The organism is Flavobacterium cryophilum (genome assembly GCF_048286555.1).
Taxonomy (GTDB): Bacteria; Bacteroidota; Bacteroidia; order Flavobacteriales; family Flavobacteriaceae; genus Flavobacterium.
In genome coordinates this window covers 385,624-404,317 of record NZ_JBLVPZ010000001.1, presented here as the reverse complement: position 1 = coordinate 404,317, position 18,694 = coordinate 385,624, and the positions used below count along the sequence as shown (strand labels likewise).

The 18,694-nt window shown below is 35.9% G+C and carries 20 protein-coding genes; 7 read left to right on the top strand and 13 right to left on the bottom strand.

The annotated features are described in order from the left end of the window. Positions 1-16: 16 nt before the first annotated feature. The 12 genes from ACNQGJ_RS01885 to hemA all read right to left on the bottom strand — a co-directional run bounded on the left by ACNQGJ_RS01885 (position 17) and on the right by hemA (position 10,801). A complete protein-coding gene (locus ACNQGJ_RS01885) occupies positions 17-1,456 on the bottom strand; it encodes a nucleoside recognition domain-containing protein (protein WP_417970628.1) in 1,440 nt (479 codons plus the stop codon). A gap of 121 nt (positions 1,457-1,577) precedes the next feature. Beyond that, positions 1,578-2,291: a 3'-5' exonuclease gene (locus tag ACNQGJ_RS01880; protein ID WP_417970630.1), complete on the bottom strand. Its 714-nt coding sequence runs from the start codon at positions 2,289-2,291 to the stop codon at positions 1,578-1,580. 82 nt (positions 2,292-2,373) lie between these two features. Continuing rightward, positions 2,374-2,844: a methylated-DNA--[protein]-cysteine S-methyltransferase gene (locus ACNQGJ_RS01875; RefSeq protein WP_417970632.1), complete on the bottom strand. Its 471-nt coding sequence runs from the start codon at positions 2,842-2,844 to the stop codon at positions 2,374-2,376. Between the two features lie 213 nt (positions 2,845-3,057). After that, positions 3,058-3,444 (bottom strand): c-type cytochrome, encoded by a 387-nt coding sequence (locus tag ACNQGJ_RS01870; RefSeq protein WP_417970634.1) that lies wholly within the window; start codon positions 3,442-3,444, stop codon positions 3,058-3,060. Between the two features lie 29 nt (positions 3,445-3,473). Then, positions 3,474-3,983 carry a DinB family protein gene (locus tag ACNQGJ_RS01865; RefSeq protein WP_417970636.1) on the bottom strand — a complete coding sequence of 170 codons (510 nt, stop codon included), beginning with the start codon at positions 3,981-3,983 and terminating at the stop codon, positions 3,474-3,476. A 3-nt stretch (positions 3,984-3,986) separates the two neighbouring features. Then, positions 3,987-4,979 (bottom strand): porphobilinogen synthase, encoded by a 993-nt coding sequence (gene hemB, locus ACNQGJ_RS01860; RefSeq protein WP_417970638.1) that lies wholly within the window; start codon positions 4,977-4,979, stop codon positions 3,987-3,989. A 110-nt stretch (positions 4,980-5,089) separates the two neighbouring features. Next, positions 5,090-5,992 (bottom strand): oxygen-dependent coproporphyrinogen oxidase, encoded by a 903-nt coding sequence (gene hemF, locus ACNQGJ_RS01855; RefSeq protein WP_417970640.1) that lies wholly within the window; start codon positions 5,990-5,992, stop codon positions 5,090-5,092. Between the two features lie 219 nt (positions 5,993-6,211). Beyond that, on the bottom strand, positions 6,212-6,763 hold the full coding sequence (locus ACNQGJ_RS01850) for a transposase (protein ID WP_417970642.1): 552 nt from the start codon (positions 6,761-6,763) through the stop codon (positions 6,212-6,214). Positions 6,764-6,890: 127 nt separating this feature from the next. After that, entirely contained in the window at positions 6,891-7,916 is a 1,026-nt protein-coding gene (gene hemE, locus ACNQGJ_RS01845; RefSeq protein WP_417970644.1) for a uroporphyrinogen decarboxylase, read from the bottom strand. Positions 7,917-7,938: 22 nt separating this feature from the next. After that, positions 7,939-8,622 carry a uroporphyrinogen-III synthase gene (locus tag ACNQGJ_RS01840; RefSeq protein WP_417970646.1) on the bottom strand — a complete coding sequence of 228 codons (684 nt, stop codon included), beginning with the start codon at positions 8,620-8,622 and terminating at the stop codon, positions 7,939-7,941. Next, positions 8,622-9,545, bottom strand: a complete 924-nt coding sequence (hemC, locus tag ACNQGJ_RS01835) for a hydroxymethylbilane synthase (protein WP_417970648.1) — start codon at positions 9,543-9,545, stop codon at positions 8,622-8,624. Before hemC ends, ACNQGJ_RS01840 begins: the two co-directional genes overlap by 1 nt. Then, complete coding sequence (gene hemA, locus ACNQGJ_RS01830; protein ID WP_417970650.1) at positions 9,545-10,801, bottom strand: glutamyl-tRNA reductase; 1,257 nt, start codon at positions 10,799-10,801, stop codon at positions 9,545-9,547. Before hemA ends, hemC begins: the two co-directional genes overlap by 1 nt. 228 nt (positions 10,802-11,029) lie before the next feature. Here hemA and ACNQGJ_RS01825 point away from each other — a divergent pair, with 228 nt between their 5' ends. The 7 genes from ACNQGJ_RS01825 (at position 11,030) to ACNQGJ_RS01795 (ending at position 17,820) form a co-directional block, all read left to right on the top strand. Then, the gene (locus tag ACNQGJ_RS01825; RefSeq protein ID WP_417970652.1) at positions 11,030-11,905 is read left to right on the top strand and encodes an AraC family transcriptional regulator; all 876 of its coding nucleotides are present in this window, start codon (positions 11,030-11,032) and stop codon (positions 11,903-11,905) included. 99 nt (positions 11,906-12,004) lie between these two features. After that, entirely contained in the window at positions 12,005-13,060 is a 1,056-nt protein-coding gene (hemH, locus tag ACNQGJ_RS01820) for a ferrochelatase (protein ID WP_417970654.1), read from the top strand. Continuing rightward, on the top strand, positions 13,061-14,416 hold the full coding sequence (locus tag ACNQGJ_RS01815) for an MATE family efflux transporter (RefSeq protein WP_417970656.1): 1,356 nt from the start codon (positions 13,061-13,063) through the stop codon (positions 14,414-14,416). Beyond that, a complete protein-coding gene (locus tag ACNQGJ_RS01810) occupies positions 14,403-14,963 on the top strand; it encodes a CopD family protein (protein ID WP_417970658.1) in 561 nt (186 codons plus the stop codon). The genes ACNQGJ_RS01815 and ACNQGJ_RS01810 overlap by 14 nt, the downstream gene beginning before the upstream one ends. Positions 14,964-15,060: 97 nt before the next feature. After that, positions 15,061-16,476: a sensor histidine kinase gene (locus tag ACNQGJ_RS01805; RefSeq protein ID WP_417971367.1), complete on the top strand. Its 1,416-nt coding sequence runs from the start codon at positions 15,061-15,063 to the stop codon at positions 16,474-16,476. 10 nt (positions 16,477-16,486) lie between these two features. Then, a complete protein-coding gene (locus ACNQGJ_RS01800; RefSeq protein WP_417970660.1) occupies positions 16,487-17,269 on the top strand; it encodes an enoyl-CoA hydratase/isomerase family protein in 783 nt (260 codons plus the stop codon). 146 nt (positions 17,270-17,415) lie between these two features. Beyond that, on the top strand, positions 17,416-17,820 hold the full coding sequence (locus ACNQGJ_RS01795) for a hypothetical protein (protein ID WP_417970662.1): 405 nt from the start codon (positions 17,416-17,418) through the stop codon (positions 17,818-17,820). A gap of 193 nt (positions 17,821-18,013) precedes the next feature. Here ACNQGJ_RS01795 and ACNQGJ_RS01790 read toward each other — a convergent pair whose 3' ends face one another. Continuing rightward, on the bottom strand, positions 18,014-18,667 hold the full coding sequence (locus tag ACNQGJ_RS01790; protein ID WP_417970664.1) for an HD domain-containing protein: 654 nt from the start codon (positions 18,665-18,667) through the stop codon (positions 18,014-18,016). Positions 18,668-18,694: the final 27 nt, after the last annotated feature.

Below are 18,694 nucleotides of genomic sequence, written 5' to 3'. Positions count from 1 at the left end.
CTCTTGTTTTTTTCTTTTAAAAAAACCATGTTGCAACAAAAATAGCCGTAATCACACAAATTAAATCGACTAGAAGCATCGTTCCTAGGGCATAACGTGTGTTTTTAATATTTACGGAACCAAAATAAACTGCAATCACATAAAACGTACTTTCGGCACTACACTGAAAAATACTACTCAATCGTGCTGTTAGGGAATCGGCACCAAAAGTATTCATTGAGTCAATTAAAAATCCTCTTGATCCGGCAGAACTAAAGGGACGAAGTAAGGCAACTGGTAGGGCGTCCGTAATTTGCTTATTTACTCCCATATTAGAAAAAATGAAAGCAATCCAATTGCTGATAATTTCAAACAAACCACTGTTTCTAAATAACGAAATGGCGACTAACATCCCCAATACATAAGGAAAAATAGTCACTCCTGTTTTTACACCATTATTTGCACCCACAACAAAAGAATCAAAAACTGTCGTAGACGCTTCTGCGAATTTCTTCTCGTTAAGAAAGGAAAAAATCAACGTAAAAGCAATAATTCCAATTAATATCAAAGCAGAAAGATTAGCCGTAAAATAGTTTTTCCCAATTAAATCCAAATGATTTACATACATCAACAAACCAACAATTCCAGCTATTAATGTCATCAATACAATAACCAAAGAAGCACTCCTGAAATTAATTTTTTGTTTCACTCCAACAATTAAAAAGGCTGCAATCGTACCGATAAAAGAAGTGATAATACAGGGCAACATCACATCAGCAGGATTGCTTGCATTTGCAGCAGCACGGTATCCTATAATAGAAGTAGCGATTAAAGTAAGTCCTGAAGCATGTAAACACATGAACATAATTTGCGCATCACTGGCCTTATCTTTCTCTGGATTTATTTCCTGTAAACTCTCCATGGCTTTTAGACCAAAAGGCGTTGCAGCAGAATCTAATCCTAAGAAATTGGCAGCGAAATTCAAGGTCATATAGGATATCGAAGGATGGTTTTTAGGAATACTGGGGAACACTTTTACAAAAACAGGACTCAATGCTTTCGCTAATTTTCCAGATGCTCCGGAAATGATTAAAAGCTCCATCAATCCACAGAAAAAAGCCAAATAAGCAATCAGTGGAATGATTAAATCTAGCAGAGTACTTTTACAAGTCGGCAATAAACCGTCTGATTTTTGAACACCGCTATATATTTTTACGGTTTTGTTTTTAAAAACATAAGTGGTGTCGGCATTTAGCGTGTCCCGATTGATAATCATGGTTTGTTCTGGCGCTTTTTTGATGCTGTCGATAATAAAGGCAGGGAGTTCTTCTATAAATTTTTCCGAAACCAGAATTGGATCATCTTTCTTTCCGTTCAAAACGTGGTCAATAGTATAACTGTCACCAGAAAACAAACTAAACACTACAAATACAATTGCTGAAATAAAAATGACCAACCAAAATCTACTCAATACCATAATTTATAATTTTTGTAAATGTAATTATTTAAGCATACAAAGCACAAAAAATTCAAACACAGATTGCACGGATTAACACAGATTAAATTTGTGTAAATCTGTGCAATCTGTGTTCCTTCATCTACACATGAATAATCTCGTCCTCAATCAACAATTCTTCTCTACGCAATCGAAGGAAAATCTGCGCCACGGCAATAGTGTCTTTTTCACAATAGGTTACAATGCGATCAATATCTTTATCTACGTAAAAAACATGACCTACTTGACTGCCATCGATATCGCCTTTTGGAGAAGGAATCCCGAGAACTTTACACATCAATTTCAACGATGTATAATGTTTATAATCACCAAATTTCCATAATTCCAACGTGTCCAAATGTGGAATTTCCCATGGTTTTTTTCCAAATAAATTCAGCTTGTTTGGAATAGCAATTTGGTTGATAATCATGCGTCGGGCAAGGAATGGAATATCAAATTCCTTGGCATTGTGACCACACAAAACGTGTTGTGGCTGATTGAAATGAGTGTTCAGCAAATTATTAAAATCCAATAATAGTTTCTTTTCTTCTCCAAAGAAAGAAGTCACTCTAAAATTTCGAATATCGCCTTTGATGGTAAAATAACCCACCGAAATACAAACAATTTTTCCAAACTCGGCCCAAATTCCTGCACGGTCGTAAAAATCCTCCGGGGTATATTCGTCTTTGCGCTGGTATTGGGTTTTGTGTTCCCAAAGGTCTTTCATTTCAGAATCTAGTGCATTGAAATCTTCCGCTTCCGGAACGGTTTCTATGTCAAGGAACAGAATGTTATTGAGGTTTATTTTTTCTATCATTTTTATGGCACGCAAATGGTGAGAATATTACAGATTATCACGGATTTTCTTAAACGAATATAAAGAATTTATTGACAAAAAACTAAAACAAACTTTGCTGTGTCGTTGGATTCTCGTGTTCCAACAACCATTTTTTTCGCCACAGACCGCCTGCATATCCTGTAAACGATCCGTCTGTACCGATTACCCTGTGACACGGAACAACAATCCAAAGCGGATTTTTCCCGTTGGCAGAAGCAACAGCTCTAATGGCTTTTACATCACCCAAAATTTTGGATTGTTCGAGATATGTTCTGGTTTTCCCATATGGAATGTCCAATAAAGATTTCCAGACTTTTTGCTGGAAAGCGGTTCCTTTTGGGTTGCATTTAAAATCAAAATCAATTCTTGTTCCTTCAAAATAATCTTGAAGTTGTAAAACCGCTTCCTGCAAAACCGTTGAAACGCTTTCTGAAATCACGCCTTCTTCAGCAACAGAAATTACGGATATTCCATTTTCATCGCCTATGATTGTGGCAATTCCTAAAGGCGTTTTAATGTATGCTGTTTCCATATTTTAAAGATAAAAAAATTAACCAAATTGTACAGGAAGAAGTAACAAAGTTCAGAAATAAATACGCCTAAAACCTTTTGAACATAAAAAAACCATTCGCAGAGACGAATGGTTCTTGTATGTTAGCCCCGATAGCAGCGGCATCCTTTATGTTTTTCCTTTAAAAACATAAAGATCAGCGTAGAGCGGGATTAGCTCCTAAAAATCCCTAAATTATTTCAAACTTGAATATACGTATGCTTCTAAACCTTTCAATTCGTCATCAGACATGGCCTTGGTAATAACGAAGTTTGCTTTCATAACTTCATATTGGCTTGGGTCAACAATAGGTTCCCCTTCGCCTTTTAAAAACGTTACGATGCTTGCGTTTTTATCTTTATAAATCTTTGCAATATCCTGCAAGCTTGGCCCAACCACTTTCTTGTCTACTTGATGACAAGCAACGCAATTTCCTTTTCCTTTAAAAATTTCCTCCCCTAATTCCTCTGGAGTTTGTACAACTACCTCGGTGGATGTTGGGTACAAAGGTTCTTTTTTGACTTCTTCTTTTTTACAAGAAGCAAAGGCTAAAACGGCAAATAAAAACAATGTCTTTCTCATGATAATTTCTTTTATTATATATTACTATTTTACCACCCAATATATCTGGGTGGTTGAATTTGATTCAGGTTCAAATATACTAAAATTTGCGCTCTGTGATGGGTAACATGATCTTGCATCAAATTGAGTATTTGCAATTTTGATTTTGGACCAGCAAAAAAATCTACTTTTTGGGATAATTCAGCATCTTTGGTTTTTTGTACAAATGTCTTTGCCGTATCAAACGAGGTTTTTATTTCTTGAATTATTTGCGCTTTTGAAAGGCCGTTTACCGCTTCTTTTTTTACATATTTCTGTCCCGAAAAATGCGTTGTGCTCAACAAATTCATGTTATCTTGTATGTGAAATAATTGTTCTCTAAATGACATTTCACGGGTTGAAGGCTTGTAATCATATTGGTCTTCCGGCATGGCTTGTGCAACGGCCACTAAATAATCTTTAGAATTATCCCATTTCTCGATGAAAGTAGAAACTACCTCAACTTGTGCAAAAATGGTGTTGGAAAGCAGCAAAATCGCTATTATTAAACATTTTTTCATTTTCTATTTATTTAAAAGTATTGCCGCTTCTTTGGCAAAATAAGTCGAAATTAAACTCGCTCCAGCGCGTTTGATACACATTAATTGTTCCATCATGATTTTATCGTGATCAAGCCAACCTTTTTCGGCTGCGGCTTTAATCATCGCATATTCGCCCGAAACGTGGTAGACTGTTACTGGTACATTTACCGCGTTTTTGATTTCTCGCACGATGTCTAAATAGGCAATTCCCGGCTTTACCATGACCATATCAGCGCCTTCTTCTACGTCCCACAATGCTTCTTTGATGGCTTCGATGCGATTGGCATAATCCATCTGGTATGTTTTTTTATCTGTTGGAATATTTTCACTGTCAACGGGCGCGCTGTCTAACGCATCACGGAACGGTCCGTAAAATGCAGAAGCGTATTTTGCCGAATAGCTCATGATGCCTACGTTATGGTAACCGCCAGCATCAAGACCTTCCCGCAAACGCAGTACGCGTCCATCCATCATGTCCGATGGTGCTACAAAATCAGCTCCGGCTTGCGCATGAGAAACGGCCATTTTTACCAAGGCTGCGTTCGTCGAATCGTTTTCTATGTCGCCGTTTGCAATAATTCCGTCATGTCCAAAAATAGAATAAGGATCCAAAGCTACGTCTGGCATTACAATCATTTCAGGACAAGCAGCTTTGATGGCACGAATGGCATTTTGCATTAATCCGTTCGGATTCCAGGCCTCAACCCCCGTATTATCTTTTAAATTTTCACTGACTTTTACATAAATATTGACCGCACGAATACCTAAAGCAAATAATTCATGAATTTCGTTAACCGTCAAATCGATGGAACGACGAAAAATGCCGGGCATGGAAGGAATTTCCAATTTGTAATTTTCTCCTTCTGCAATAAACATCGGAAACATGAAATCACTTGGACTTAATGTCGTTTCACGAACTAAACTTCTTATGGATTCGTTCGTTCTTAATCTTCTGCCTCTTTGTAATGGGAACATATTATTTTCGTTTAAAGTTAAACTTTAATTTATTTTTTTAACCATTAAGAAATTAAGGGAAATTAAGTTTAAAACCTTAATGAACCTTAATTTCTTAATGGTTCAACTATTTAAAGCCAATCTCTTGGATTTTCTAATACGTTGACTAATTTTTCTTCTTCGCTTCCCGCTTCTGCGTGATGGTCATATACCCATTGCACATGTGGCGGTAAACTCATCAGGATACTTTCAATCCTTCCGTTTGTTTTTAAACCAAATAAAGTGCCTTTGTCGTGAACCAAATTAAATTCTACATAACGGCCACGACGGATTTCCTGCCACGTTCTATTTTCTGCAGTGTATGTTAAGTCTTTTCTTTTTTCTACAATAGGAACGTAAGCTTCAAGGAAACTATTCCCAACTTCTGAAACAAAGTTGAACCAATCTTGCATACTCTTCTCTGACGTTGCTTTGCAATAATCGAAAAACAATCCGCCAATTCCGCGTGCTTCATTGCGATGCGCGTTCCAAAAATAATCATCGCATTGTTTCTTATATTTTGGATAAAACTCCCGATTGTGTTTATCACAGGCTGTTTTACAGGTTTGATGAAAATGAATTGCATCTTCTTCAAACAGGTAATACGGTGTTAAATCCTGTCCGCCACCAAACCATTGCTGGATCACATTTCCGTTGTCATCGTACATTTCGAAATAACGCCAATTCGCGTGAACGGTTGGGACCATTGGATTTTTTGGATGCAAAACCAAACTCAGTCCGCAGGCAAAAAAATCAGCTTCACCCACATTGAACATCTTTTGCATGGCTTCCGGTAATTTCCCGTGAACTGCCGAAATATTAACACCGCCTTTTTCGAAAACGTAACCGTTCTCTATCACGCGTGTTCTTCCTCCTCCGCCTTCCGGACGTTCCCAAAGGTCTTCACGGAATTTGGCTTGACCTTCAACTGCTTCCAATCCTTTACAGATTTGGTCTTGAAGGTTTTGTATGTAGGAATAAAATTGTTCTTTCATTATAAATTTGCTTTTGCAACAGCTATTTTACTATTAATTCTAAACGAAAACATCTGTTTTCCTAGTCTCGCAATCTTTTGTTTAGCATTTTTCAAATTAACTTTATTATTTTTTATACTTTCCTGCAAGGCTTCCAAAACCTTGTAGGTATAACTACGAATAATAATCTTAATCAAACATTTCTAAGGTTAAAAAAAACCTTGCAGGATTGCCACAATATTATTCAACCGTATGTTTTTCAGTTAAAAGATCATTTTTTTGATTATGACAAAAAATAAAATTTTCCAGACCGCCAAACTGCTTCAACACTTCTTCTTTCTCTATTTTTGTTTCTTTATTTGAAATAAAAGCTTGATATGAAGAATACTTATAATCCTGAAATTTTAAATCGAAATGATGCTTCGGATTCGAATGTACATATACTATTAATTGCTTCAAGTAATTCTCATCGTTTAGTTTTATCCTCTTAAAATGTTTTTCAAATAAACTTCCGGTTCTGTGTGTCTGTTTCTTAAAAGCTTTAGCATAAGAATTAAAAAAATTAGAAAATGCCTGTGTCACTATTTCTTCATCTTCATTTAATCGGATAGCCAAATGAAAATGATTTTCCATTAAGCAATATCCAAATATTGAGATTTTATCTAATAAATATTTTGAAAGCTGTTTTAAAAAGAAATTTTTATTTTCATCATTTTCGAAAATTAAACACCCGTTTATTCCTCTATTATAAATATGATAATAACCATCTTTTTCTAAAACTTCTAATTTCATATTTTGGCTTTTATATTTACAATCCTGCAAGGTTTTTTTAACCTTGTAGGTATTGTTTTTAGGCTGATGTTCTCCAACATACCTACAAGGTTAAAAAAACCTCGCAGGAGATGTCGTAAAATAAATTTTACTGATTATACTCCTTCACCGCATCAATGAACGCTTTGGCGTGATCCACAGGAATATTTGGCAAAATTCCGTGACCTAAATTCACAATGTATTTGTCTTTTCCAAATTCGTCAATCATTTCGTGTACCATTTTCTTTATCACCGGAATTGGAGACAATAATCTGGATGGATCAAAATTTCCTTGTAAAGTGATATTTCCACCAGACAAATATCTCGCATTTCTTGGAGAACACGTCCAATCTACTCCAATTGCCGAAGCTCTACTTTTTCCCATTTCGCCTAATGCAAACCAACATCCTTTTCCGAAAACAATTACCGGGGCATCATCGGCCAATGCTTCAATGATTTGGTTGATGTATTTCCAGGAAAATTCTTGATAATCCACTGGAGATAACATTCCGCCCCATGAGTCAAAAATTTGAAGGGCGTTTACTCCCGCTTTTACTTTTTCTTTTAGATATAAAATAGTGGTATCCGTGATTTTTTGCAATAAAACATGAGCAGCTTCTGGATGTTGAAAACAAAATCCTTTCGCCATATCAAAACTTTTAGAACCTTTCCCTTCCACGGCGTAACACATAATTGTCCAAGGAGATCCTGCAAAACCGATTAACGGCACCTCATCATTCAACATTTCTTTGGTCAATTTGATCGCCTCAAAAACGTATCCTAATGTTTCCTGAACATCTGGAACGATTACTTTCTCCACATCTTGAATCGTGCGTATTGGATTTGGCAAAAACGGACCGAAGTTTTCTTTCATCAACACTTCAATTCCCATTGCTTGAGGAATTACCAAAATATCCGAAAACAAAATAGCTGCATCCGGAGCAATTCTTCGTATTGGCTGAACCGTAATTTCGGCAGCTAATTCTGGAGTTTGACAACGGGTAAAAAAATCATATTTGTCACGCAAAGCGATGAATTCCGGCAAATACCTTCCAGCTTGACGCATCATCCAAACTGGTGGACGTTGTACTGTTTCTCCTTTTAGTGCTCTTAAAAATAGGTCGTTCTTAATCATGTATTTAAATTTTAGCAGATTGCTAGATGCTTTCCGGTGTGTAATATTCAATAACTTCCAAAATCACCTCTTCGATAGTCGGCGTTTCGGCAATTACTATGTTTTTAATTTTCTTTGTTTCTAATGCTGATGCTGTAGTAGTGCCTACGCAAAAACAAACTTCATTCTTGATTTTATTATTTGTCAAATAACTTTCAACGGCAGATGGGCTAAAAAATAGAATTCCGTCAAAATTTTCTTGGTCTGATATTTTAAAAGGTGCCAAAGTTGTTTGATAAACTTCGATTTCGTTAAAAGTTATTCCAGCATTTTTTAATGCTTCAGGCAACGTTTCTTTACGCAAATTTCCGCTCAAAAAAGTATAGCTTTCCTTATTGTAAATTAAAGTGATTATTTTGGCTAATTCAGAGGCGTAATCCAAATAAACATCAACTGTAAAGCCATGTAATTCAAGTAATTCCTTGGTTTTTATCCCTACACAAAAAACAGGTTTGGTCTTTAAAACTTCCCAACCGTTTTGTTCCATCAAACTTAAAACAGCATTTTGGCTACTAAAAATTAAATTGTTGTTGATTGTATTTAGTTCAAAAAGGTTGTTTTTTATTTCGATGAAATCTTGTTCTAAAAGATCAAAATTCGCATCAAGAAATACTTGCCTTTGTTCTGCCGACAATGTTTTAGTGGATAAAATGCTTGTTTGGCTCATTATTTCTTCAAATTATTTTTAATTTCTGTCATCAATTTTGTTCCGCCATTATTCAGAATTTCCTGAGCAGCATAAAACCCTAATTTCTTCCATTCTTCGATAGGAACAATTTTATCGATTTCAATCTTTTCTTTTCCGTCAAGCGAAAACAAAACACCTTGAAAATGAATGGTATCCTCTTCTTCATTATATTTGGCTAAAGCCCCAATGGGAGCTGTACAGCCTCCTTCTAAGGTTTTTAAAAACTGTCGTTCAATATAAGTTACAATTTCGGTTTCAATATGATTTAACTGTGATAAAGCATCACGGGTAAAAGCATCTTTTTGCATCGCAACGACCAGCATTGCGCCTTGAGCCGGTGCCGGAATCATCCAATCCAAATCAATATAATTCGAAGGTTTCAAGTTGATTCTTTCTAATCCTGCTGCCGCAAAAACAGCTCCGTTCCAATCACTTTGCTGCAATTTCTGCATTCTAGTATTGACGTTTCCGCGTAAATCAACTACTTTATGAGTCGGGTATTTATTTAGCCATTGTGCCTGACGACGCAAGCTTCCGGTGGCGATTGTTCCTTGTCCATTAAGAAAATCAAGGTTTCCTTTGTGTACCAAAATATCCAAGGTACTTGCTCTTTCCAAAACTGCTGCCTGAACAATTCCTATTGGTAAAGCGGTCGGAACATCTTTCATCGAATGCACCGCAATATCAACCTGACCGTTGATCATCGCGATATCAAGCGTTTTTGTAAAAACCCCTACAATTCCTAATTCGTAAAGTGGTTTGTCAAGAATGATATCTCCTTGTGATTTTACTGCTATGATTTCAGTTTTATACCCTAAATCATTTAGTCTTTTTTCGACGTTGTGGGCTTGCCAAAGCGCGAGTTCGCTATCGCGGGTTCCTATGCGTATCGTTTTACTCATTATTTTGTAGTCACTCCAATTTTAAAAACTTTCTCAATCCATTCGATACTTTCATCTACCATAGTATCATCATCTTTCAAATGATTGGCAAAGTGTGTGGTTATTTTTTGGATAATTCTATTGCTGATAATCTCTGCTTGTTCTTCATTGAAATTGGAAATTTTTCTGCTTTGAAAATCCAATTCTGAATTTTTTATCGCATTTAATTTTGCTTTCAAAGCATTGATTGTCGGGGCAAATTTTCTGCCTTTGGTCCAAGTTATAAATTCTTCTTTTATTTCTTCAATGATAGCCTCAGCAGCAGGAATGTGTTTTTTCCTGTTTTCTAAAGTCTCATCCGTTAGTTGTGACAGATAATCCATGTGAATCAGCGTAACGCCCTCGATCTCTTCTACATCTTCATTTACATTTTTCGGAATGGATAAATCCAGAATCAACAATGGTTTTTTTAAATTCAGAATCGCTTTGTCAATTGTTGGATTTTGTGCTCCTGTTGCTACCACAACAACATCTGCTTTTTGCAATTCCAAATGGAGTTCCGAATAATCTTTTACAATTAAATTTAATTTTCCGGCTAATTTCTCCGCTTTCTCTTTGGTTCTGTTGATTAGCGTAATGTGTTCGTTTTTAGTATGTTTTACTAAATTTTCACACGTATTTCTCCCAATTTTTCCTGTACCAAACAATAAGATGTTTTTGTTTCCAATGTCTTGCACATTGTTGATAATGTAACGTACCGCGGCAAAAGAAACCGAAGTAGCTCCAGAACTAATTTCCGTTTCTGTTTTTATCTTTTTACTTGCCTGAATAACGGCATTCACCAATCGTTCCATAAAAGCATTGGCTAAACCCAACGATTTTGACTGTGAAAATGAATTCCTTATTTGGGCAATAATTTCAAAATCACCAAGTATTTGACTGTCTAAGCCGGTTCCTACACGAAACATGTGGCTTATGGCTTCTTGATTTTTATAAACAAAACCTACCTTTTGAAAGGATTCAACAGAGCCTTGACTATTCTCACAAATTAATTTGATTAATTGAAATGGATGTTCCGCATAACCGTAAATTTCAGTTCGGTTGCAGGTAGAAGTGACTATTAAACTCTCTATTCCTTCATTCTTGGCTTGATCCAGTAAACGCGTTTTTGCAGCGGCGTCTAAACTAAACTTACCTCTAATCTCAGCATCTGCTTTTTTGTAACTCAATCCAACGGAGTAAAAATAATGATGCTTTAATGTGTTATTGTTTTCCATATTTGCACTTTTCCAGAAAGTGAAACAAAATTAGAACTATAGTATTTATAAAAGTAACGCTAGAAGTACTTTTTGTATCGCTACATGATTTTTTGGATTTAAATCGTTATTTTATTATAAAAACCCCTATTTTTGTACCAGAAACGGCTTCTTTTCACTGTCCTATTTAGAGCGTTTCTAAATAAAACAACCTGATAATTATCATTTTTGTATTAAAAAAACATCGCTATGAGTTCTCAAGAAATAATAAAAATTGAAGATGATTTTACCTTAATTCGCTTTCAGAATGACGGCACCGATGTCTTTCAAGCCCAACGTGAAGTCAGCAGCGGATTGATTCAGTTTCATTTTGGATTAAAAGGAAATGCAAAATTCATTTTTAATCAAGGGAATTATGCTTTGGAATTAAAAGAAGAAAAATCGTTACTTTTATATAATCCACAAAAAGAATTGCCTTTAAACCTAGAATTAGCGCCAAATTCATGGGTGATATCCGTAATTATTTCGATCAAAAAATTTCATGCTTTGTTTTCTTCCGAAGCGGATTATATCACGTTTTTAAGTGCTGATAATAAGGACAAAAAATATTATAATGAAGGGAATGTTAGCCCGTCGATGGCAATTGTTTTGTCTCAATTGTTTCATTATAGCTTGCACCCGTCAATAAAAAACTTGTATTACAAAGGAAAAGGATATGAGTTACTAAGCTTGTATTTCAATAGAACCGAAGATCCAAACGCAGAACAATGTCCGTTTTTAATTGATGAGGATAATGTTTTGAAGATTAGGAAAGCCAAAGAAATCATTATTGCCAATATGGCCGAACCACCAGGATTACAGCAATTAGCCGATGAAATAGGTTTGAATTTAAAGAAACTGAAAATGGGTTTCAAACAAATTTATGGCGATACAGTTTATGGTTTTCTATTTGACTACAAGATGGATTTTGCTCGAAAACTACTCGACAGTGGTTCCTATAATGTAAACGAAGTAGGATTGAAAATAGGATACAGCACCGGAAGTCATTTTATAGCGGCTTTCAAAAAGAAATTTGCCACCACGCCTAAAAAATATCTGATGTCCATTAACCCAAATATGTCGTAAACAATCGATTTCTTACATTAAACAATAAATAAAAAATAGTTAATCGCAACTTATAAAAAAGTAAGTTTATTTACTTTTGTACCAACAAAAAAAGACAATATGAAAGGTGTATTATTAGTTAATTTAGGTTCGCCGGAAAGTCCAACTCCTAAGGATGTTAAACCATATTTAGATGAATTTTTAATGGACAAATACGTAATTGACGTTCCGTTTTTGTTGCGAGCATTATTAGTACGTGGAATAATTTTACAAACAAGACCTAAAAAATCCGCAGCCGCTTACGCAAAAATATGGTGGGATGAAGGTTCTCCTCTTGTAGTTATTTCCAAAAGAATGCACGCGAAAGTAAAACAACTGGTTGACGTTCCTGTTTCCTTGGCGATGCGCTACGGAAATCCTTCACTTTTGTCTGGTCTACAAGAACTGCACGACCAAGGCGTTAATGAAGTATTGCTTTTCCCATTGTACCCACAACACGCAATGGCATCTACAACTACCATATTAGAACTAGCCGAAGACTTGCGTAAAAAACATTTCCCAGAAATGAAATTTACTATCGTACCCGCATTTTATAATAAACCGGATTATCTCAAAAACCTGGCTGATTCCATCAAAGGGCATTTAGAAGGATTTGATTACGATCATTTATTATTCTCTTACCATGGAATTCCGGAGCGTCACATTCGCAAAACCGATATCACCAAATCACATTGTAAAATTGACGGTTCTTGTTGCAACACACCGTCACCGGCACATGAATTTTGTTACCGTCACCAATGCTATGAAACGACCAAACAAGTCGTAAAATTACTGGGAATCCCCGAAGGAAAATACAGCCAGACTTTCCAATCTCGATTGGCGGGAGACAAATGGTTGACACCTTATACGGATGTGGAAGTAAACAAAATGCCTGAAAAAGGAATTAAAAAACTTGCCGTTGTAACCCCTGCTTTCGTATCCGATTGTTTGGAGACTTTAGAAGAAATTGCCATGGAAGCCAATCATCAGTTTAAAGTTCACGGTGGTGAGGAATTTTTGGCAGTTCCGTGTTTGAATGACAGTGACGATTGGTGTCAAACAGTAAGCAATTGGATTTCGAATTGGTCGAACTCCCCATTATCCGTTAAAGCTGACTCAGAGAAAATAAATGCTTAAATGGCTGTTACCGCCGATGAGTTAGGAACTCAAGACATCAAAAAACTCTTGATAAAGCAAGCGGTTCCATCTTCTATTGGCATTTTATTCATGTCCGTTAATATTTTAATTGACACCATATTTGTTGGACAATGGATTGGCTCTCTAGCCATTGCGGCGGTAACCGTAGTTTTACCCATCACCTTTTTAATTTCTTCTTTGGGAATGGCCATTGGTGTGGGCGGAGGCTCCGTACTTTCCAGAGCCTTGGGAGCTGATCATAAAGAAAAAGCATTGCACACCTTTGGCAATCAAATCATAATGACTTTTTTATTGGCATCTGTTTTTGTGCTATTTGGTCTTTTTTTCAGCACCGAAATGCTGATGCTTTTTGGTGCGAAAGGAGCGATAATGGAACCCGCCAGAGAATTCTTCTTTCCCATAATCATCAGTGTCCCGTTTTTGGCACTTTGCATGATGGGGAACAACGTTATTCGGGCCGAAGGCAAGGCTAAATTTGCCATGGTAGCAATGATTATTCCCGCTTTCATAAATATTATATTAGATATTATTTTTATAAAATATTTGGATTTAGGAATGTTTGGCGCTGCTTTGGCGACAGCCGTATCCTATTTTTCATGCTTCTTATTTGTGTTTTGGTTCTTTTATTTTAAAAGTGAACTAAAACTAAAAATCAGGCATTTCAAGTTTAATATTCCTCTTGTAAAGGAAATTACCGAATTGAGTTTTGTGACTTTTTCAAGACAAGGAGTCGTTAGTATTTTGGCAATAATCCTAAATCATACTTTATACACGTATGGCGGCGAACAATCCGTTGCTATTTATGGCATAATCAGCCGAATGTTGATGTTTGCCTTATTTCCTATTCTGGGTATTACGCAAGGATTTCTGCCGATCGCAGGTTTTAATTACGGTGCCGGAAATTATGAAAGAGTGAAAGAAAGTGTACAGCTTTCGATCAAATATGCGGCCTTTTTAGCCTCTCTAATTTTTGTGATTATTCTAATTTTTGCAAAACCTATAGTCGCTGTCTTTACTACAGATCCACTCGTTATTGCCCAAACTCCCGAAGCATTGCGCTGGGTTTTTGCGGCTTCGCCAATCATAGCCGTTCAATTAATTGGCGCAGCCTATTTTCAAGCTACCGGAAAGGCAAAAAAAGCATTGCTTTTGACGTTAAGCAAACAAGGATTTTTCCTGATTCCGTTAGTGCTGATTCTACCAAATTTTTTAGGTATTTTTGGCGTGTGGATTGCATTCCCAATTGCTGATGTTTTATCAACAGTGTTAACGGGCTATTTTCTAAAAAAAGAAATGAATACAAAACAGATACAAACTAAAGATGGAATACTATAATCACCTTAAATCGCTACACCTCATTTTTGTAATTACCTGGTTTGCAGGATTATTTTACATCGTTCGTTTGTTTGTTTACCAAATTGAAGCGGCACAAAAACCTTCGCCTGAGAAAGAAATTTTACAAAAACAATACAAAATAATGACGTACCGCTTGTGGTACATTATCACTTGGCCATCAGCAGTTTTAGCAAGTATTTTTGCATTTTGGATGTTATTTTTTACTGATTTAGGGCGTTCTTGGCTACAAATGCCTTGGATGCATGTAAAACTTGGCTTTGTATTTGTGTTGTATTTATACCATGTAAAATGCCATCAAATATTCAAACAACTGCAAAATGACGAGGTAAAATACACTACAACTTTTATGCGATTGTGGAATGAAGGCGCAACGATTATCCTTTTTGCTGTGGTTTTTTTAGTAGTTTTAAAAAATGCTGTTAACTGGATTTATGGTGTAATTGGAATCTTTCTTTTTTCGATTTTGATTATGTTGGGGTTTAAATTTTATAAAAAAATCAGGGACAAAAATAGTGATCAGGTATAAGTGATCCTTGGTTAAGCTGAATACTGAAAATGTGAATACTATGTTTAAAAGCTTCAAAATGTCAATGTTTTCGTTACGAATCAGGATCTTCCTTTCGATGATTGTATTGATTATAATGGCTTCGGTTTTATTAGCTTCCATTTCCATAATTCAGTTTAAAAACGAAGCCAAAGAATACCATCAAGAACGATTAGAACGCAATGAAAATGCCGTAAAAGAACACATCAACTATGTGCTTTCGACGACAACTTACCCTTTAAATTCCAATAATTTAGATTTGATTTTTAAAGATAAAATTCATGAATTAGCACACATTCATAACATTGAAATCAACATCTACAGTTTGGATGGAAAGTTATTGAAATCCTCCAAAGAATCATTTTCTGTCGATAAAGTGGCGCCGCCAATTCCCAAATACATTTTAAAACTCGTTCGTTCTTCCATTGAAAAAAGATATGTGGACATTAAAACTATTGAGGGTAAAAAGAACCGCTCGGCCTTCAGCCAAATTAAAGACGACAAATTCAAACCGTTAGGAGTTTTAAACCTGCCTTATGTGGAGGACGATGGCTATTATGAAAATGAATTAAAGAACTTCTTGATTCGTTTGGGACAAGTGTATTCCTTTATGCTTATTGTGGCTTTTGCATTGGCCTATTTTCTTTCGTCATACATTACTAAATCGTTAAAAACAATCTCCGACAAGTTAAGCGAAACGAGTTTGAATCAAAAAAACGAAAAAATTGTTCTGGAAGCCAACAGTAAAGAGATTAATCTTTTGATTAAAGCGTACAACGCAATGGTGGATGAATTAGAAAAAAGTGCCATTAAACTAGCACAAAGCGAACGCGAAGAAGCTTGGCGCGAAATGGCGAAACAGGTGGCTCATGAAATCAAGAATCCGCTGACGCCAATGCGATTAACAGTGCAGAGTTTTCAGCGAAAATTTGACCCAACGGATCCGAATGTAAAGCAGAAAATGAATGACTACTCCGAAACCTTAATCCAACAAATCGATACGATGAGTGCGGTTGCTTCGGCTTTTTCCAATTTTGCATCGATGCCCGCACAACAAAATGAAACCTTGAATGTGGTGGAGGTGGTAGAACTTGCCATGGACATTTTTAATGAAGAATACATCGAATTTAAAAGCGATTCTCCCGAAATTATTTCGAAAATCGACCGAACACAACTCATTCGAATTATCACGAATTTAGCAAAGAATGCCATTCAGTCTATTCCCGAACAACAGGACAAAAAGTCCATCATTGTAATTGTACGAAAAGAATTAAACAACGTTCTAATTACCGTTGCCGATAACGGAATAGGTATTCAGCCCAAAGACATCGCCCGCATTTTCGAACCCAAATTCACCACAAAAAGCAGCGGAATGGGGCTTGGTCTTGGAATTATAAAAAACATTATCGAAAATTATAAAGGAACGATTACCTTTGAAACTGAATTTGGAAAAGGAACTACTTTTATTGTTTCGCTTCCTATAATTAACTCTTAAAATTACTCTTATGAACTACGAAAATATTTTAATTGCAACCGAAAACAACATCGCGACCATTACTATTAATCGTCTTACAAAATTAAATGCGTTGAATGTTGCTACCATTTCTGATTTGCACAAAGTATTCAAAACATTAGCAAAAAATGATGAAATTCGGGTAATTATTTTAACAGGAAGCGGTGAAAAAGCTTTCGTGGCTGGTGCAGATATTTCAGAATTTGCTGATTTTTCGATTGAAGAAGGAACACAACTGGCGGCTGAAGGGCAAGAAAAATTATTTGATTTTATAGAAAATCTAAAAAAACCCGTAATAGCAGCCGTTAATGGTTTTGCATTAGGTGGCGGATTAGAATTGGCGATCGCATGTCATTTCAGAGTCGCTTCGGAAAATGCAAAAATGGGATTGCCTGAAGTTTCGCTAGGCGTCATTCCGGGTTATGGAGGAACACAGCGTTTGCCACAATTGATAGGAAAAGGACGCGCAATGGAAATGATTATGACTGCAGGAATGGTAACCGCACAGGATGCCTACAGAACTGGGCTGGTGAATCACGTAGTTCCTGAAGCCGAACTTTTAGACTATTGTGTCAGTGTTGCCAATAAAATAATCAAGAACTCTCCTTATGCCATTGGTAAAGCCATAAAAGCAGTCAATGCTAATTTTAAAGAAGGAAAAAATGGCTATGAAACCGAAATAAAAGCTTTTGGAAAATGTTTTGGAACCGAAGATTTTAAAGAAGGAACAACAGCATTTTTAGAGAAAAGAAAAGCAGTGTTTACTGGGAAATAATAACAAAAGAGAGCCACATCGGTTCTCTTTTTAGTTTGCAAGTGATTATCCTTTAAATAATTTACTCAAAAACGAATTGTTACATTTACAACACTTAATTTTGCAGACCCGTTTCGGAATATAACACACCATCTAAAACCAAACTTATGTCCTTCCAACCTGTATTTGCACTTTTCTGGGAAAAGGTGAAAGAAAGCATCCAAAATGGCACTTACGCCAAATTAACACTTGCCAAAACCATTGGTGACACGGAACTGAAAAATATTTATGTGCGTCCCGTTTTACTGGAAAATGACGTATTTAGTCTTTCGGTTACGGCACGTTACAAAACCGAAGAAGTAGAAAGTTTCCATACGCTTGATGAAGCTTTTATTATATTGGCTCCGTATATGAATAACCCATTTTTAACTGCTTTGCTGTTTACGACAGAGAATGACATCACCTTTAAACTCAATAAAAAAAGAGTGGGAACCATTATTGAGCAAGCGCCAACTTTTAAAAACGCTTCAGATGTAATTCTTGAAATGAGCGCTAAAGGAATTTCGATTTAAGATTTTTGATTACCGATTGCTGATTTTTGATTTAAAAAATTAGCAATCGAAAAAACATTTGAAATTTAAAATTAGTAGTTAGTGATCAGTTCATGGTTTGTATGTATACCAAAACTGAATTCGATTTTTTTCTAGTAGAGCAGTAGTTTTTCAACGTCAATAAACTGAATACTAAAAACTGAACACTGTCTACTTACTTCTCCCCTTCCCATTCTGCATAAAACTGCGCCAGAAAACCTTCCATATAACGGTGTCTTTCTTGTGCAATTTGTTTTCCGGTTTCAGTATTCATCTTATCTTTCAAAAGCAATAATTTTTCGTAAAAATGATTTAGCGTTGGAGAATCGTTCTTCTTGTATTCTTCCTTTGTCATACTGGAATTTGGAGCGATTTTAGGATCATAAAGCGTTCTATTTTTAAATCCTCCATAATTAAATGCTCTGGCAATTCCAATGGCGCCAATAGCATCTAAACGGTCTGCATCCTGAACCACATCCAATTCTATTGAAGAGAATTTCTTTTCAAAATTGCCGCCTTTGTAGGAGATGTTTTCAATGATATTTATTACATGCGTAATAATTTCTTGATCAACATTTTCTGATTCCAAAAATTCTCGAGCTATTCTTGGCCCAACAGTTTCGTCACCGTCGTGAAACTTACTGTCGGCAATATCATGCAGCAAAGCTCCAAGCTTTACAATCGTAACATCACAAGTTTCATTTTTTGAAATCAGAACGGAATTTTTAAACACTCTTTCGATATGGAACCAGTCATGTCCGCCTTCGGCATTATCGAGTTTTTCTTTAACAAAAAGTATCGTTTTGTTTATTAAATCGGGGTTTATCATCGTTTGTTTAATTTTAAAAAAAATGTT

Excerpts from the sequence above, each read along its gene's own strand:
- ACNQGJ_RS01885 (WP_417970628.1), bottom strand. The coding sequence starts at position 1,456 with ATGGTATTGAGTAGATTTTGGTTGGTCATTTTTATTTCAGCAATTGTA.
- ACNQGJ_RS01880 (WP_417970630.1), bottom strand. The coding sequence starts at position 2,291 with ATGATAGAAAAAATAAACCTCAATAACATTCTGTTCCTTGACATAGAA.
- ACNQGJ_RS01875 (WP_417970632.1), bottom strand. The coding sequence starts at position 2,844 with ATGGAAACAGCATACATTAAAACGCCTTTAGGAATTGCCACAATCATA.
- ACNQGJ_RS01870 (WP_417970634.1), bottom strand. The coding sequence starts at position 3,444 with ATGAGAAAGACATTGTTTTTATTTGCCGTTTTAGCCTTTGCTTCTTGT.
- ACNQGJ_RS01865 (WP_417970636.1), bottom strand. The coding sequence starts at position 3,983 with ATGAAAAAATGTTTAATAATAGCGATTTTGCTGCTTTCCAACACCATT.
- hemB (WP_417970638.1), bottom strand. The coding sequence starts at position 4,979 with ATGTTCCCATTACAAAGAGGCAGAAGATTAAGAACGAACGAATCCATA.
- hemF (WP_417970640.1), bottom strand. The coding sequence starts at position 5,992 with ATGAAAGAACAATTTTATTCCTACATACAAAACCTTCAAGACCAAATC.
- ACNQGJ_RS01850 (WP_417970642.1), bottom strand. The coding sequence starts at position 6,763 with ATGAAATTAGAAGTTTTAGAAAAAGATGGTTATTATCATATTTATAAT.
- hemE (WP_417970644.1), bottom strand. The coding sequence starts at position 7,916 with ATGATTAAGAACGACCTATTTTTAAGAGCACTAAAAGGAGAAACAGTA.
- ACNQGJ_RS01840 (WP_417970646.1), bottom strand. The coding sequence starts at position 8,622 with ATGAGCCAAACAAGCATTTTATCCACTAAAACATTGTCGGCAGAACAA.
- hemC (WP_417970648.1), bottom strand. The coding sequence starts at position 9,545 with ATGAGTAAAACGATACGCATAGGAACCCGCGATAGCGAACTCGCGCTT.
- hemA (WP_417970650.1), bottom strand. The coding sequence starts at position 10,801 with ATGGAAAACAATAACACATTAAAGCATCATTATTTTTACTCCGTTGGA.
- ACNQGJ_RS01825 (WP_417970652.1), top strand. The coding sequence starts at position 11,030 with ATGAGTTCTCAAGAAATAATAAAAATTGAAGATGATTTTACCTTAATT.
- hemH (WP_417970654.1), top strand. The coding sequence starts at position 12,005 with ATGAAAGGTGTATTATTAGTTAATTTAGGTTCGCCGGAAAGTCCAACT.
- ACNQGJ_RS01815 (WP_417970656.1), top strand. The coding sequence starts at position 13,061 with ATGGCTGTTACCGCCGATGAGTTAGGAACTCAAGACATCAAAAAACTC.
- ACNQGJ_RS01810 (WP_417970658.1), top strand. The coding sequence starts at position 14,403 with ATGGAATACTATAATCACCTTAAATCGCTACACCTCATTTTTGTAATT.
- ACNQGJ_RS01805 (WP_417971367.1), top strand. The coding sequence starts at position 15,061 with ATGATTGTATTGATTATAATGGCTTCGGTTTTATTAGCTTCCATTTCC.
- ACNQGJ_RS01800 (WP_417970660.1), top strand. The coding sequence starts at position 16,487 with ATGAACTACGAAAATATTTTAATTGCAACCGAAAACAACATCGCGACC.
- ACNQGJ_RS01795 (WP_417970662.1), top strand. The coding sequence starts at position 17,416 with ATGTCCTTCCAACCTGTATTTGCACTTTTCTGGGAAAAGGTGAAAGAA.
- ACNQGJ_RS01790 (WP_417970664.1), bottom strand. The coding sequence starts at position 18,667 with ATGATAAACCCCGATTTAATAAACAAAACGATACTTTTTGTTAAAGAA.